This window comes from Rugamonas aquatica (assembly GCF_009380215.1).
GTDB lineage: Bacteria > Pseudomonadota > Gammaproteobacteria > Burkholderiales > Burkholderiaceae_D > Rugamonas > Rugamonas aquatica_B.
In genome coordinates, this window is the sequence record NZ_WHUG01000030.1 from 1 (window position 1) to 15,472 (window position 15,472).

13 protein-coding genes are annotated in these 15,472 nt (G+C 69.0%); all 13 read right to left on the reverse strand.

The features are described from left to right. The coding region (locus GEV02_RS32175) for a PAS domain-containing protein (protein WP_328595968.1) at positions 1-3,941 on the reverse strand (3,941 nt) is incomplete at its 3' end. Positions 3,942-4,046: 105 nt separating this feature from the next. Then, entirely contained in the window at positions 4,047-5,114 is a 1,068-nt protein-coding gene (locus GEV02_RS32180; protein ID WP_152841861.1) for a phosphotransferase, read from the reverse strand. 76 nt (positions 5,115-5,190) lie between these two features. Beyond that, complete coding sequence (locus GEV02_RS32185) at positions 5,191-5,745, reverse strand: prepilin-type N-terminal cleavage/methylation domain-containing protein (protein ID WP_152841862.1); 555 nt, start codon at positions 5,743-5,745, stop codon at positions 5,191-5,193. A 96-nt stretch (positions 5,746-5,841) separates the two neighbouring features. Further along, a complete protein-coding gene (locus GEV02_RS32190; protein WP_328595969.1) occupies positions 5,842-6,483 on the reverse strand; it encodes a hypothetical protein in 642 nt (213 codons plus the stop codon). After that, the gene (locus GEV02_RS32195; RefSeq protein ID WP_152841863.1) at positions 6,480-7,271 is read right to left on the reverse strand and encodes an ABC transporter permease; all 792 of its coding nucleotides are present in this window, start codon (positions 7,269-7,271) and stop codon (positions 6,480-6,482) included. Before GEV02_RS32195 ends, GEV02_RS32190 begins: the two co-directional genes overlap by 4 nt. Continuing rightward, the gene (locus GEV02_RS32200) at positions 7,268-7,972 is read right to left on the reverse strand and encodes a type II secretion system protein (protein ID WP_152841864.1); all 705 of its coding nucleotides are present in this window, start codon (positions 7,970-7,972) and stop codon (positions 7,268-7,270) included. Before GEV02_RS32200 ends, GEV02_RS32195 begins: the two co-directional genes overlap by 4 nt. Before the next feature lie 9 nt (positions 7,973-7,981). After that, a complete protein-coding gene (locus GEV02_RS32205) occupies positions 7,982-8,725 on the reverse strand; it encodes a hypothetical protein (protein WP_152841865.1) in 744 nt (247 codons plus the stop codon). Next, complete coding sequence (locus GEV02_RS32210) at positions 8,697-9,197, reverse strand: hypothetical protein (RefSeq protein WP_152841866.1); 501 nt, start codon at positions 9,195-9,197, stop codon at positions 8,697-8,699. Before GEV02_RS32210 ends, GEV02_RS32205 begins: the two co-directional genes overlap by 29 nt. Beyond that, positions 9,194-9,874, reverse strand: a complete 681-nt coding sequence (locus GEV02_RS32215) for a peptide chain release factor family protein (protein WP_152841867.1) — start codon at positions 9,872-9,874, stop codon at positions 9,194-9,196. The genes GEV02_RS32210 and GEV02_RS32215 overlap by 4 nt, the downstream gene beginning before the upstream one ends. After that, complete coding sequence (locus GEV02_RS32220; RefSeq protein ID WP_328595970.1) at positions 9,871-11,439, reverse strand: hypothetical protein; 1,569 nt, start codon at positions 11,437-11,439, stop codon at positions 9,871-9,873. Before GEV02_RS32220 ends, GEV02_RS32215 begins: the two co-directional genes overlap by 4 nt. Before the next feature lie 7 nt (positions 11,440-11,446). Then, positions 11,447-12,652 carry a type II secretion system F family protein gene (locus tag GEV02_RS32225; RefSeq protein ID WP_152841868.1) on the reverse strand — a complete coding sequence of 402 codons (1,206 nt, stop codon included), beginning with the start codon at positions 12,650-12,652 and terminating at the stop codon, positions 11,447-11,449. After that, complete coding sequence (locus GEV02_RS32230; RefSeq protein WP_152841869.1) at positions 12,652-14,361, reverse strand: GspE/PulE family protein; 1,710 nt, start codon at positions 14,359-14,361, stop codon at positions 12,652-12,654. The genes GEV02_RS32225 and GEV02_RS32230 overlap by 1 nt, the downstream gene beginning before the upstream one ends. Positions 14,362-14,386: 25 nt before the next feature. Beyond that, a partial coding sequence (locus GEV02_RS32235) for a tetratricopeptide repeat protein (protein ID WP_152841870.1) occupies positions 14,387-15,472 on the reverse strand: 1,086 nt, incomplete at its 5' end.

A 15,472-nucleotide genomic window follows, 5' to 3' on the forward strand; every position in this document is an offset into this window, starting at 1 on the left:
CCGGCGGTCCCGGCGGCTGGCGGCGTGGACTGCGGCGCGGTGGCGGCGGCGCGCGCGCCGCCGCCCGCCAGCCGCACCAGCACGGCGAGCATTTCCTCGACATCGATGGGCTTGGCCACGTGGGCGTTCATGCCGGCGTCGTCGGCGCGGCGGCGGTCGTCGTCCATCACGTTGGCGGTCATGGCGACGATGGGCAGGGTGGCCAGCGCGCCGCCGCCGGCGCGGACCGCGCGCGTGGCGTCGTAACCGTTCAGCACCGGCATCTGCACGTCCATCAGCACCAGGTCGCAGCGTTGCGGATCGGCCAGCAGCAGGTCGACCGCCAGCTGGCCGTTGGCCACCGTCTCGACCGTGGCGCCGGCGTGCAGCAGGATGTATTGCGCCACTTCCTGGTTGATTTCATTGTCCTCGACCAGCAGGATGCGCATGCCGTCCAGCCGCCCTTGCAGCGGCGTGTGGGCATGCTGCGGCGCGCTGCCGGCCTCGCCGTCGGCGCCCGAGCGCAGCGCGGCCACGCGTTCCCGCAGCCGCGCCGGGCTGACCGGCTTGGACAGGATGCCGGCCACGCCCAGGCCGCCCGACAGCTGGGCCTGGGCGGCCGCCACGTGCTCGGACACCATCATCAGCACCGGCGGCAGCGGCAGCGCCAGGTCGGCCTGGATATGGCCCAGCATGGCGGGGCCGTCCATGTCCGGCATGTCGCGGTCCAGCAGCAGCAGTTCGTAGGGCTGGCCGATGCGCTGGCTGTCCTGCAGCAGCGCCAGCGCCGCGGCGGCGTCGGCCGCGCCGGCGGCGACCCAGCCCAGCTGGTCGCAGGCGTCCAGCAGCGCGCCGCGCACGGTGGCGCTGTCGTCGACGATCAGCACCCGCAGGCCGGCCGCCACCGGCGGCACGGCGGCGGCCGGCGCCAGGCGCTCGAACGGGCAGGTGAACAGGAATTCCGAACCCACGCCCGGCGTGCTGCGCACTTCGATCGCGCCGCCCATCATGTCGGCCAGCTGGCGGCAGATCGCCAGGCCCAGGCCGGCGCCGCCGAACTTGCGGCTGGTGCTGCTGTCGGCCTGCGAGAAGGCGTCGAAGATGTGGGCCTGCTGCTCGGGCGGGATGCCGATGCCGGTGTCGCGCACGCGGAACTCCAGCAGGATGGCGCGCTGCTCCGGCCGGTCCGCGCCCGGCGCCTGGCGCAGTTGCAGCACCACTTCGCCGCGCTCGGTGAACTTGATGGCGTTGCTGATCAGGTTGAGCAGCACCTGTTGCAGCCGCATCGGGTCGCCCGCCAGCTCGGCCGGCAGCTGCGGGTCGATGTCGTAGACCAGTTCGATGCCCTTGTCGTGCGCGCTGCCGCCGACCAGCACGCTGATGCTGCCGAGGATGTGCTCCAGGCTGAAGGCCGCATGGTCGAGCACCAGCTGGCCGGCCTCCACCCGCGAAAAGTCCAGCACATCGTTGACCAGGCCCAGCAGCGACTGCGTGGCCAGCTGGATCTTGTCCAGGTAGCCGCGCTCGCGCGCCGCCAGCGGCGCCTCTTCCAGCAGCCGCGCCAGGCCGATGATGGCGTTCATCGGCGTGCGGATTTCGTGGCTCATATTGGCCAGGAATTCGCTCTTGGCGCGGTTGGCGGCCTCGGCGCGGTCGCGCGCCAGCACCAGCTCATCGTTCAGCTCCTGCAGGTGCAATTCGGTTTCCTTCAGCTCGGTGACATCGGACACTAACACGAAAAAGCCGCGCACCTGGCCGCGCTCGTCGACATCGGGGATGTAGTTGACCCAGGTGTGGCTGTCGTCGCCCGACGGCCAGCGCAGCCGGCCGGCAAAGCCCTGCGGCTCGCCGCCCAGCGCGCGCTGCACATAGGGCGCGCTGAGCGCGTACTGCTCCTCCCCCAGCACCTCGGGCATCAGCGCGCCCAGCATCTGGTCGGCATGGCGGCCGTGCCATTCGAGGAAGTAGCGGTTGGCGAAGCGGCAGTGCAGGCTGGCGTCCCAGTAGGCCACCATGCCGGGCAGGTTGTCGGTCACGGTGCGGACGAAATGCTCGCTCTGCGCCAGCTGCGCCACGGTGGCGCGCAGCGCTTCCTTGGCCTGCTTGCGCTCGGTGATGTCGAGCGAGATGCCCAGCACGTGGGTGGCCACGCCGCTGTCGTCGCGCAGCGCCACCTTGCGGGTGGTCAGGTAGCGCGTGACACCGTTGGTGGTGATCGGTTCCTCGGCGACCTCGGTGACGACGCCGGCCGGCGCGGCCAGCACGCGGCGGTCGGCGGCGGTGAAGAAGTCGGCCTCGGCGGCCGGGACGAAATCGTAGTCGCTCTTGCCGATCAATTCTTCGCCGCGCGTCAGGCCGTACAGCTGGGCGCCGTAGCGGTTGAACATTTCGTAGCGCAGGTCGGCGGCGCGCTTCAGGAATATCATCGCCGGCATGTTTTCCACCATCGAGCTCATCAGCTGACGCGATTGCCGCAGCTCCGCCTCCGCCCGTTTGAGTTCGGTCACGTCCATCAGCAGGCCGGTGATGCCGATGATGCGGCCGTCGGTGCCGAACTGCGGGTAGTAGCTGACCACCCAGTAGCACAGCTGGTCCGGCGAGGCGGCCGGGTGGCCGGAGCGCTGCAGGCCGGTCAGCGGGCGGCCGCTGTCGAGCACGGCGCGGTAGTCGGCCAGCACGCTGCGCCGCACTTCGGCGTCGGGGATCATCTCGGCCACGTGGCGGCCCAGGTGGGCGATGGCCGGCTGGCGGTTCAGCGCAGCCAGGTAATCGTTGATGCGGACGAAGCGCAATTCCTGGTCCACATAGCTGAGGCCGACCGGCGCGGTGGCGTACAGCGTTTCCAGCTGGGCGCGGTTCTTTTCCAGCTGCGCGGTGCGGTCGGCCACCAGTTGCTCCAGTTCGGCCTGGTTGCGGCGCAGGTCGCCTTCGAGCGCGCGGAAGGCCAGGCCGACGGCGTCGGCTTCGCGGAAGGTCATCGCGCCCAGCGTGAACGGGCTGCCGCTGGCCAGCGCCTGGGCCGGTCCGACCAGGTCGCCCACCGAGCGGGCGATGCGGCCGCCGACCCACCAGGCCAGCGAAAAGCCGGCCAGCAGCACCATCGCCATGGCCAGCGAGATCGTGGTCACCGCGCTCAGCAGTTCGCGCAGCGCCAGGTCTTGCGGGGTGCTGATGGCCACCGTGGCGCGGCTGACCGGCGAGCGGCTGAAGCCGAAATACACCGGCGTGCCGTCGGCCGACTCGGTGCTCAGCAGCGCCTCGCTGCGCTCGCGCAGCTGGGCCCGCAGCGCCGGCTCGGCCGGCTGGCCCAGCAGCAAACGCGGGCCGCCGGCCTGCGCCACGACCACGCCTTCCGGGTCGTACAGCGTCATCACCTGGCCGCGGCTGATCTTTTCGTCGCGCAGGATGTTGGACAGCCGCTCGGGCTTGAGCAGCGCGGTCAGCGCGTAGGCCAGGCGGCCGTCGACAAACACCGGCACGTCGACCGCCAGCAGGGCGCTGCCTTCGACATACACCACCGACAGCTGGGCGCGGGCCTGGGTGTGCAGCGGCGCCAGCCGGCGCAGATTGTTGGCCGGGTTGAGCGTGTCCGGCAGCGGCGCGCCGACGTTCAGCAGCGTCTTGCCGGTGAGGTCGCTGAGGATGAACTGGGAGGCGGGGAACTGCGGTCCCAGCAGGGCGCCGGCTTGCAGCCGCAAGGCCGCCAGGTCGTCGCCGCGCAGGCTGGGCGAGGCGCCCAGCGCGCGCGCGGCGCTGTCGGCCTGCAGCAGGTCGCGGTCGATGGCGGCGGCCACCATGCGGGCCGATTGCTGGGTATCCTCCATCAGCGACTCGCGCTCGCGCTGGTAGAACTGGCGGACCACGGAGCCGAAGCCTATCACCGTCGGCAACGCGCACGCCAGCACCAGCAGCGCGATCTGCGAGCGGATGGAGGGCAGGCGTTGGCGTTTCGTTTGTGGCACGTGAAGAACCCCGGCGGCGATGGTGCGCAATGCTGCAGTATCAGGCTGGCAGCACGATAGTAGCCGAGGCCGGACTTTTCAGAAAGTGATTTTGTCCGGCCGCGTTCAGATAGTCTTGCCGCAGGCGTAGGCCCACGCCAGTTCGGCCATCGGCCGCGCCATGCGGCCCGATTCCAGCGCCTGCGCGCTGGCGGCGGTGCCGTCCGCATAGCGCTTCATGATGCCTTGCATGATGCTCGCCAGGCGGAACATATTGAAGGCCAGGTAGAAGTTGAAATCCTCCAGCCGTATGGTCTTGCCGGTGCGTTCGGCGTAGCGGGCGATGTACTCCTGCTGCGAGGGGATGCCCAGCGCCTGCAGGTCCAGTCCGGCGATGCCGCGGAACTGGCCGGGCGCGATGTGCCAGCTCATGCAGTGGTAAGAGAAGTCGGCGAACGGATGGCCCAGCGTCGACAGTTCCCAGTCCAGCACGGCGAGGATGCGCGGCTCGGTCGGGTGGAACAGCATGTTATCGAGGCGGAAGTCGCCGTGCACGATGGAGGTGTCTTCGCCCGGTGGAATGTGGGCCGGCAGCCAGGCGATCAGCTCATCCATCGCGGCGATGGACTCGGTCTGCGCGGCCAGGTATTGCTTGCTCCAGCGCTCGATCTGGCGCGCGAAGTAATTGCCCGGCTTGCCGTAGTCGGCCAGGCCGATGGCGGCGTAGTCCACCGTGTGCAGCTGCGCGATCACGCGGTTGAGTTCATCGTAGATGGCGCCGCGCTCGGCCGGCGTCATGCCGGGCAGGGCCTGGTCCCACAGCACGCGGCCTTCGACGAATTCCATCACGTAGAAGGCGCGGCCGATCACGTCCTCGTCGGTGCACAGCGCGACCTGGCGCGGCGCCGGGAAGCCGTGCCGGTTGAGCGCATCCATGACGCGGTACTCGCGCTCGATCGCGTGGGCCGACGGCAGCAGCCTGGCGGCCGGCGCCGGCTTGGTGCGCAGCACATAGTGCTGGCCGGCGATGCTGAGCTTGTACGTGGGGTTGGACTGGCCGCCCTTGAACTGCGCCACGACGAGCACGCCGTCCGGATAGCCGGCGACGTGCCGGCGCAGCCAGGCGTCGAGCGCCGCCACGTCGAACTGGTGGCGCGCCGACACTTCCTTGGTGCCGATGAATTCTTCGAACATGCTGTCTCCCGCGGTTGTGAGTGTCAGCTATTCTAGTCGAATAAAAGTACGTGCGTGCTTTTAATTTGACGGCAGATCAGAAGAACAGGGCGGTGCGCTGGATGATGGTGCCGTTGTTGGTGTAGACGGCGGTGGCGCGCACCGAGCCGGTGTTGTATTTGCCGTCGTCGAGCTTGCTATCGACCTGTTCGGCGAACGAGTCCGGCAGGTTGTCGATGCGGATGCCGTTGCCGGCGCGGCCGCCCACCGCGTCGTTGTAGATGTAGACCGCGCCGCCCTGGGCGCTGGTCATGAAGTCGGTGGTGCCGTTGAACGAGCCGGTGATGAAGCCGGCCAGCGCCAGGTGCTGCGGCGCCAGCTGGTATTCGGCGATCTGGCCGTCGCCGTTGCCGTTGCCGGTGGCGCCGGGCGCGTGGGTGGTGGCTTGCGGATCGTCGCCGGGCAGGGCGTGGAACTTGTCCTGATACGAGTTGACCGCCGCCGACAGCGCGTTCGATTGCTGGATGATGTTCTTCACCTTGGCGCTGTCGATCAGTCCTTGTCCCTTGAGCACGCCGCCCAGCAGCAGGCCGATGATGACCAGGACAATCGCAATTTCAACCAGGGTGAAGCCGCTTTGGGCTCGGCGCATGGGGGCATCCTTTCGTAACGTCTTGCAAGTGATATGTTGTGGGCGCATCAGATTGCGCTGCATAAACGCCATGATAGTCCGAAACCGCCGGTCCGCCTAGGGCGGCGGCGCCATGCTTTGCAGCCGTTGTTCCAGGAAGCGCAGTTCGTTGGGATCGGTGATCTGGCCGCTGGCCAGCAGCGCGCCGATTAGCGCCCGCGCCGCCTCGGCCTGGTTCATATCTTCAAGCACGAACAGCTCCAGCTCGCGCGCCCAGGCCGGCACTTGCGGGCCGGTCGCCTGCAAGCGTATCGCCTGGGCGTAGCGGCGCGCCAGCGGCAGGTCGTGCAGGCGGTGGCGCGCCACCACCGCCGCGTGCGCCAGCCACGGCCAGCGCCGGTTCGGGTCTTCGCCGAAGCGCTGGTAGACCAGGTCCAGCATCAGCCGCACGCGCGCCGGATCGCCGACCGCGCCATACACTTCGCTGGCGGCCAGCAGCGGATACTGGCTGCGCGGATCGAGCTCCAGCGCGCGCTCCAGCCACTGCCGCAGCTTGCCGTAGTCGAGGTCGCGCCAGGCGATGCGGACGCCGGCCTGTTCGTCGAAACCCTGCACATACAGCATCAGCAGGCGCGACAGCGCGGCCGGATCGCCCAGCGCCGCCAGTTGCAGCGCGGCCGGCGCGGGCGCCGGCGGCAGCGCCTCGGCCCGCGCCTGCGCCGGCGGCACCGACGACAGCGGACGCAGCCCGGCGTTCACAGATTCTTCCGGTACAGGTCGAACAGCGCGGCCGCCGTCAGCAGGCCGACCGACAGCGCGGTCTGCAGCGCCACATTGCCGAGGTCGGCCAGGCTGCCGCTGTGGTAGAGCAGCCAGTCGCTGCGGGCGAAACCGTCGAGATGGGGCAGCAGCAGGGCCAGCGCGTCCAGGCCGTGAGTCAGCCAGCGCTGGCCGAGGCCGGCCTGGGCCGTGCCGCTGTGGCCCAGCAGTTGCAGCGTGGTCAGCACGCGCGCCAGCAGGTAGAAGGCGCAGACGGCCGACAATGCCGGCAGCGTCTGGTTCAAGGCCAGCGCGCACAGCAGGCTGAAGGCGGCCACGATCCACAGTTCGCCCAGCAGCGAGGCCGCCCACAGCGCGGCCTGGCCGGCCGGCGCGTAGGCCAGCGCGGCGGCGCCGAACAGCAGTGCCGGCAGCAGCGCCAGCGCGGCGTAGCCGGCCAGCTTGCCCAGCAGGTAGACCGCGCGCGGCAGGGCCAGCGACAGCAGCAGTTCGCCGCCCTTGTCGGCCGCCTCGCGCGCCATGCTGCCGATGACGAAGGTGGCGATCAGGAACACCGCCGCCAGCCGCAGCACGGCCGCGACCAGCGCCGCCTGCAATTGCCGGCTCTCGGTCAGCGCCAGCTGGCCGAGGAAGGCGCCGGCGCACAAGGCCGCCGCCAGCGCCAGCAACAGCAGCCACGGCAGCCGGTTGCGCAGCGCTTCCAGCAGCGTGTAGCGGGCGATGATGAGCACCGCCTGCGGCCGGCGCATGGGCGGCGCGGACCTCATTGGATTTTCTGCACCGCGACCATGCGGTTGAACAGGATGTTGGGCGACAGCCAGACCACGATATCGTCATACGGCCCGCCCGGCGCGGTGGCGCTGTCGCTGGCATAGCGGCTGATGAACTGGGTCTCCGAGCGGGCGTTGAGCTGCTCGTCGGCGTTGTTGTTGGGGGCGTTGGCGATCAGGCCGCCGAGCTCGTTGCTGCCGCCGTAGCCGTTCTTGCCGTGCGAGAGTATCACCGCCGGGATGTCGTTGACGGCGGTGGCCGCCACCAGCTGGCCGCTGCCGTCGCGGGTGGCGACGGTGATGTCGCGCGGCGTGCTCAGGTTGAACAGCGCGGCGCTGTCGCTGAAAGCCGGCGTGACGCTGTAGCGGAACAAATGGTTCCAGCTGTCGAGCTTGGCCAGGCCCAGCGTCGCCCACGGCAGGTAGCCGCTGCGGCGGCCGCCGAGGCAATGGTTGCCGTCGCGCGCCTCCAGGCCGTTGCCGGCCGAGATGGCCGGGCAGGGCAGGTAGCCGTTGCGCAGCGCGTAGCCGGTCAGCGCCTCGCGCGCCTCTTCCAGCGCCTTCTGGGTTTCCGAGGTCTTGCGCTGCTCCAGCTGCATGCTCAGCGGCGCCAGCAGGCCGCCCACCATCAGGCCGACGATGATCAGCACGATCGCGATTTCCACCAGGGTAAAGCCGGATTGTCTGTGTTTCTTCATGGTGTCAGGTCAAGGCAGGCGGTGGGCCGCCGCCATTTGTTTGTAGAGGTAGGACAGCGGCACGGCCAGCACCAGGTCGTCGAACTCGCCGCCGGGCGTGGCCGGGTCGGCGCTGGCGGCGCGGCTGATGAAATGCAGGTCGGCCTCGGCGTTCTGCCGCTCGTCGAGATTGCCCTGGCCGGTATTGGCCTGCGCCACGCCCAGCGCCGAAGTGCCGAAATTGCCGCGTCCATGCGACAGCAGCACCAGCGGCGCGCACTGGGCGCCGGGATCGCAGGCGGACTGGCCGGCCAGGTAATAGTACTCGCCGTTGGCGCTGCGGCCCCGCACGGTCTTGGTGGCGATGGCGGAAATGCGCAGCACCGGCGCGCGCGTGTAGACCGGCGTGACGCTGTAGCGCAGCAGCTTGCCCCAGGCGTCGGCGCCGTCCACGCCCAGCGTGACCCAGGGCAGGAAGCCGGTGCAATCCTGCTCGGTGGCGCACGGCGTCGGGGATTCGTTGCCGTCGGTGGCCGACACCGCCGGACGCGGCAGGCGGCCATTGGTGGCGGCGTAGCCGACCAGCGCCTCGCGCGCCAGCGCCATGCGCTCCAGCGTCAGCAACTGGAGCCGCCGTTGCTGCTGCGCGCTGTCGTGGCTGAGCGCGCTGATCAGCACCGCCGCCGCGCCGACGCTGGTCATCGCCAGCAACAGCAGCAGCGCCGCGCCGCGCTGGCGGCGCCGGCTAGCGGCCCAGTTCCTGGACGTTGCCATTGGCGGGGTCGAAGCTTTGGCCGGGTTTCATGATCAACTTGCGGCCGGACGACAGCCGCAGCGCGACGCCCTGGCCGGGGATGGCCTGGGCGCCGTTTTCCTGCGGCACCTGGTTGAGCCAGACGGTAGTGCGGCCGCTGCTGCCGCGCAGCACGCCGCTCAGCTGCACCGCCGACGATGGCGGCGGCGCGGCGGCCGCGCCGGGCGGCTGCATGCCTGGCGGCGGCGCGTTCGGATCGGGCATGCCGGGCGGCTGCGCCATCGGCGCCGCGCCGGTGGCACCGGGCATGGCTTGTGGCTGCGCCATCGGCGCAGCGCCGCCGGCATCGCGCTGGCGGTCCATCGCGCTGCGTTCGTCCGCCGTCGCGAACAGCCGGCCCAGCGTCACCTGCTGTGCCGACGCCGATGCGGCGGCTGCGGCCAGCAGGACCAGCAATATCGTCCGCGATGCGAGGGAAGATCGCTGCATCATGTCCCCTTCTTGCGCGCGGCGGGGTTGAGCGCGCCGGCCGGCGCCAGCGTCAACCAGTTGAGCTTGCAGTCGGCGCCCATGGTCGGCGTGTTCGGCACGTTTTGCGGGCCGCCGATGCGCTTGAGCGTGCATTCCTGCACCGCGTAATAGCTACGCTGGCGCAAGTCTTCGAGGAAGTTGAACAGGTCGCCCTCGTGCAGCAATTCCATGCGCAGGCTCATGCGGCTGCCGCGCAGCGCGTAATCGCCCAGCGGCACCGGCGCGTCGAGCTTGACTGCCTGCTGCGGTTCGATGTCATAGCTCAGCGGCGGCAGCTTGCGGCGCTCCTGGATCTGGCGGATCTGCTCGACCCAGTCGAGGCGGTTTTCATCGCCGATCAGGCCGCGCTGGCGCAGCATGACGAACTGCGGCTGGTAGCTGCGGATCTCGCGTTTTTCGGTTTCGACCTGGGCGAAGCGCTGGCGGGCGGCGTCGCGCGTCTGCTGCGCCTGGGTGCGCTCGTCCTGCGCGTGGTTGACATACCAGCTGCTGGCGAACACCGTCGCCACGCCGATGCTGAGGGCGCCGGCGGCGGTCACCACCGCCAGCCGTATCAGCGCGAATTCGCGCATCCAGTAGGGCAGCGGCGCGGCGGCGCGGGCCGGTTTTTTGCTGAAGGGAGCGGGGGAAGCGTTCATGGCTGCCACACAAGATTGAGGATGAAGCGGGCCTTGCTCTCGACGCCGCCGCTGGCGCCGCCGGCCTTGCCGCTGAGTTTGACGCTGGAGCGGGTGTCGACCGGCTGCTGCACGATCTCCACCACCATGCGCGGCTGGCGCGCCAGTTCCTGGGTGAAGGCGTTCATGCTGTTGACCACTTCGCGGTAATTCTCCGGCGGCACCATGATCTCCGCCTCCAGCCGCAGCACCTGCGGCACGGCGACGGGCAAGCCCAGCATCAGCGACGAGATCGGTTCCAGCGGCGTGCCGCTGGCGGTGCTGAGGAAGTTGCCGGCCACCGCTTCAGTGGGCGCGGCCGGCGGCGTGATTTTCCAGTCCAGCTGGATCAGGCGGATTTGCGGCACCTTGTCGAGCGCCGTGCTCAGCTGCGCCATGAAGGGCAGCGGCTGCGGCCCCTGGCGCACCAGCAGCTGGGCCACGGTGACGGCGGCCTTCATATTGGCGGTCTTGTCGATGGCCGGCGTCATGGTCGACAGCGCGGCGCGGTAGCGCTTGTCGAACTGGTCGGCCTCGGCGTACATGGTGGCGGTGGCCGAGGTGGCGTCGGTATAGCGCCAGATATTGATGCCCAGCCAGACCAGCGTCGCCGTGGCCAGCACCGCGCTGGCGCTGAACAGGCCCAGCCGCGCGCGCCACAGCTGGAAGTAGCGGCGCGCCTCGCCCAGCGCGTACTGGGTGGCCGGACGCTGCTGTCCAAGCAGGGTCAGCAGTACGGTATCGGCCAGCGCCGGCGCGTCGTCCAGGCCGGTGCGGCGGGCGGCCTCGTCCATCGGGATGAAGTGGTAGGCGGTCTCGGCGCCGTCCTGGCATTGCGGTTCGAGGCGGTCCAGCGTCGCTTCCGGCGCCACGATGACGGTGTGCAGCACCTCGCCGCGGCCGATCAGGCGGGTGCTGGTCAGGAACTGCTGGGTCTTGGCGGTTTCGCGGGCGACGTCGACCGGGGCGCCGTCGCGGTCCACCGCCAGCGTCAGCCGCGAGAATTTCAATTGGCCGTCGAGGAAGTAGCTCTGGCGCAGGCCGGCCGATTGCTGCGTCACCAGCAGCAGGCGCTCGTCGGCCAGGCCCAGCTTGCGCACCAGGGACGGGCTCATCAGCGTGGTCGAGTACAGCCCCGCCAGCGGCGCGCGCAGCAGTTCCAGCGCCTCGATCCACGGTTGCACCAGCGCCGGATTGGTCAGCGCGCTGAGCAGGGCGATATCGTCCTGGCGGCCCTCGGCCTCGCGGCCCTGCACGCGCACGTAGCGGTACGGCGTTTCGCGGTATTGCTGCAGCAGCCGGCGCGCCAGCAGGCGGCGGCCGGAGCGGCCGGTCACGTGCGGCAGCGTGATGCGCTGGAAGTCTTCCTCGATCAGGTCGACCATCAGGTAGACCGGGCCGTAGGGCTGGGTGTCCAGGTAGTCCATGAAGGCGTCGACGCCGGCGCGGTCGTTGGCGAAACGCACGGCCTCGCCGAGCCCGCCCTTGTGCCACGGGTAGGCCCACACATATTCGCTGCTGAGATAAAGTAAATGGCTATGCAACACGGCGGCCTCAGGGTCGGATCTTGCTGATGGTGTCGTAAATCGGCCCCAGCACGGACAGCATGATCCAGCCCAGCAGCAGGCCCAGCACCACGGTCATCGCCGGCTCTATCATCGCCTGCACCTTCTCGATCATTTCCTTGACTTCACGGTTGTAGAAATAGCTGACGTTGCGCAGCGCGCCGTCCAGCGCGCCGGTGGCCTCGCCGACCTTGAGCATGCGGATCACCAGCGGCGGGAAGATGCCGGTGTTCTGGAACGCCGCCGTCACGCTCTGGCCTTCGGAGATCAGCTGGGCCGCGCGGCGCAGCCCGGCCGCCACCATGCGGTTGCCGACGATGCCTTCGGACAGCCGTATGCATTCGAGGATGGTGATGCCGGCGCCATACATCAGCGCGAAGAAGGTGGCGAAGCGGGCCAGGATGATCTTGTGCTGCACCGGGCCTATCATCCAGATGCGCAGCTTGAAGGCGTCGAAGCGGTAGCGCGCGTCCTCGCTGCGCGCCAGCCAGGCGCGGCCGCCGAAGAAGGCCGCCACCGGCAGCGCCAGCAGCACGTACCAGTAGTTGATGAAGATGTCCGACACGAAGATCAGCGCCTTGGTGTGGAAGGGCAGCTCGTTGCCCATGTTCTTGATGAAGGCGGTCAGCTGCGGCACCAGGTAGATCATCAGGAAGGCCACCACGCCCAGGATGACGACGCCGACGAACAGCGGCTTCATGACGATCTTGCGCGATTGCGAGGCCAGCTCGTCCTGCCACTTCAGGCTGTCCGACAGATTCAGGAACACTTCGGCGATCTTGCCGGTGCGCTCGCCGGCCGTGATCAGGCTGGTGAAGGTCTTGTCGAACACGTCCGGGTAGGCGTCCAGCGCGGCCGACAGTTGCAGGCCGCCTTCGATGTTCTCGATCAGGTCGGTGATGATTTCGCGGAAGCGCGGATGGTCCATGCTGTCGCGCAAGTCGTTCAGGCCGTCGAGGATGGGCACGCCGGCGCCGGTCAGCTGCTCCATCTGGAAGCAGAAGTTGATCAAGTCCTTGCGCGTGATGTCGCGCCGGCCGATGGCGGCCAGCTTCTGGCGCGACACCTGGCAATCGATCAGGTCCAGCTCCATGCGGTGCAGGCGCAACTCCAGGTCCGGCTCGTTGAGCGCGTCCATATTCCCCAGCGTCAGCTGGCCGCCGGCATCCATGGCGCGGTAGAGGTATTGGGGCATCAGCTCAGCCTGTCGGTAAGGTCGACCACGCGCGCCACTTCCTCCAGCGTGGTCACGCCTTCGAGCACGCGGCGCAGGCCGTCGTCCACCAGCGAGCGCACGCCGGCCGCGGCGGTGGCGTTCTTCAGCTCGCGCGAGGAGGCGCGGCGCGCCACCATTTCATCGAGCTGCGGCGTCATCTTCAGCAACTCCATGATGGCCAGCCGGCCCTTGTAGCCCTGGTGGCCGCAGCGCTCGCAGCCGCAGGCGCGGTACAGCGTGTACGGTTCGGCGTCCTCGCCCTGCGGCAGGCCCAGCAGGCGGCGCTCCAGCGCCTCGGCCGGATACGCTTCGCGGCAGTGCGGGCACAGGCGGCGGATCAGGCGCTGGGCGATGATGCCGATGATGTTGCCGGCCATGATGTCGGCCACCACGCCGATGTCGAGCAGGCGCGAGATCGAGCCGATCGCCGAGTTGGTGTGCAGCGTCGAATACACCTGGTGGCCGGTCATCGCCGCCGAGAACGCCATCTCGGCGGTCTCGCGGTCGCGGATCTCGCCGACCAGGATGATGTCCGGATCCTGCCGCATCATCGAGCGGATGCCGTCGGCAAAGCCCATCTTGGCCGCTTCGTTGACGGCGGTCTGCCGTATCATATTCATCGGGTACTCGACCGGGTCTTCCAGCGTCATGATGTTGACGCTCTCGGTGTTGATGTGGTTGAGGATGGAATACAGCGTGGTGGTCTTGCCCGAGCCGGTCGGCCCGGTCACCAGGATCACGCCGTCGGGACGGGCGATCATCAGCTTCAGCAGATTGAGTTCGTTTTCCTCCAGGCCCAGGCCGTCGAGCGGGACGATGCCTTTCTGCCGGTCCAGCACGCGCAGCACGAAGTTCTCGCCGTGGGTGGTCGCTTGCGCCGAGGCGCGGAAATCGATCTGGCGGCCGGAGAACTTGATCGAGATGCGGCCGTCCTGCGGCGCGCGGGTCTCGGCGATGTTCATGCCGCTCATCACCTTCAGACGCACGGCCATGGCCGGCCAGTAGGATTTGTGCAGGCTGCGGATCTGGCGCAGGATGCCGTCGATGCGGTAGCGGATGCGCAGGAACGATTGCTCCGGTTCGAAGTGCAGATCGGAAGCGCCGTTCTGCACGGCGTCGGCCAGGATGGCGTCGATCAGCCGCACCACCGGCTGGCTGTACTCGTCCGAGGTGCTGCCCAGGCTGGCGTAATTGACTTCGCCCGTCTCGATCTCGTGCAGGATGCCGTCGATCGACAGCTCGAAGCCGTAGTACTGGTCGATGGCGCGCTGGATGTCGGAATCGTTGACCAGCAGCGGGCTGATGGTGATGCCCTTGACCAGCATGGCGCTGATCTGGTCCAGCGCGACGATATTGCTGGTGTCCGACATGGCCAGGATCAGGTTGTCCGTGGCGCGCTCGTACACGATGGGGAACACGTGGTAGCGCTTGGCCACATCCTTGGGGATGAGCTTGAGCGCGATGGCGTCCACCACCAGACTGGTCAGGTCGGCGCTCTGCTGGTTGAGGTTTTCCGACAGCGCCATGCGCACCGTGGCCTCGGTGACGAAGCCCAGCGTAATCAACAGTTTTCCCAGCGGCTCGCTGCTGCGCTTTTGCTCGATCAGGGCGATGCGCAGCTGGTCTTCGCTGATGACGCCTTTCTGGATCAGCAGCTTGCCGAGCGGGAGTTTGACTTGTTCTGCCATGGATCTCTTACGGTTACTTTGACGTTTAGCGCGCGGACACGTTCAGCTCGTGCAGGCGCAGGCGCAGCGCGTTGCGGTCGAAGGCGGCGGCGTGGTCCTGCGCCAGCGCCAGCGCGCGCTGGTAATACTTCAGCGCCAGCTTCGGCTGGTTCAGGCGGTCCAGGCCGACGGCCAGGTTGTAGGCGTAGTCGGCGTTGTCGGGCATGGCGGTGTAGGCGCGGAAATAGGATTGCTGCGCTTCCGACCAGCGGCCCTGCTGCGATTGCAGGTTGCCGAGCGCGAACAGCACCGGCGCGGCTTCCGGGTTGGTGTTGAGGATGTTACGCAGTTTGGCTTCGCTCTGGCCGCTGTCGCCCTGGCGCACGCCGACCAGGCCGGCGACGGCGGTGCTGTCGTTGGGATCGAGTTCGAGCAGGCGCAGGTAGTAGGCCGCCGCCTGGTCCGCCTGGCCCTTGCGCGCGGCCAGCGTGGCCAGGCCGAGCAGGGCGTCGCGGCTGGTCGGGGTCTCGCGCAGCGCGGTCTCGTATTGTTGCTGGGCCTGGGCGAGGTCGCCGCTGTTCAGGGCCTGGTAGCCGCTTTCCAGCGCGGGCGCCAGCACCGGCTGCTGGCTGGCGCGGGCCACGCGGATATCGCTGTTGTCCGGCGCGGCGATCGGCGGCAGCTGGTCGGGACGCGGCTGGCTCATCTGCGCCATCTGCTGTTGTATCGATTGCTGGGTCGAGGCCAGCGCCTGTTCGGTGGCGATCAGGCGGCGTTCCAGTTCCTCGTTGGCGGCGCGGGCCGGGGCCGGCGGCGCGATCGGTGCGCTGTCGGTCAGTGGTTCGACGCTGCCCGGGGCGACGGCGACCTTGACGGCGGTGGCGCCGGTGGCGCCCATCGGCGGCATCGGCACCGGCGGCAGGCGTGAGCCGGCGCCGGGCGCGAGCACGGCTTGCCAGTAGTAGTAGCCCATGCCGGCCGCCACCAGCACCAGCAGCGCAATCCAGCCGATCAGGCGCAGGCGGTCGCGGTCCAGTCCGGCAGATTCGGTGGGGGCGGTGGCTGCCGCTGCGGCGCGTGCGCGGGCGGCGCCGCGTGGCGCTTCGGCGGAAGCGGAGGCGGCCTTGTCGGC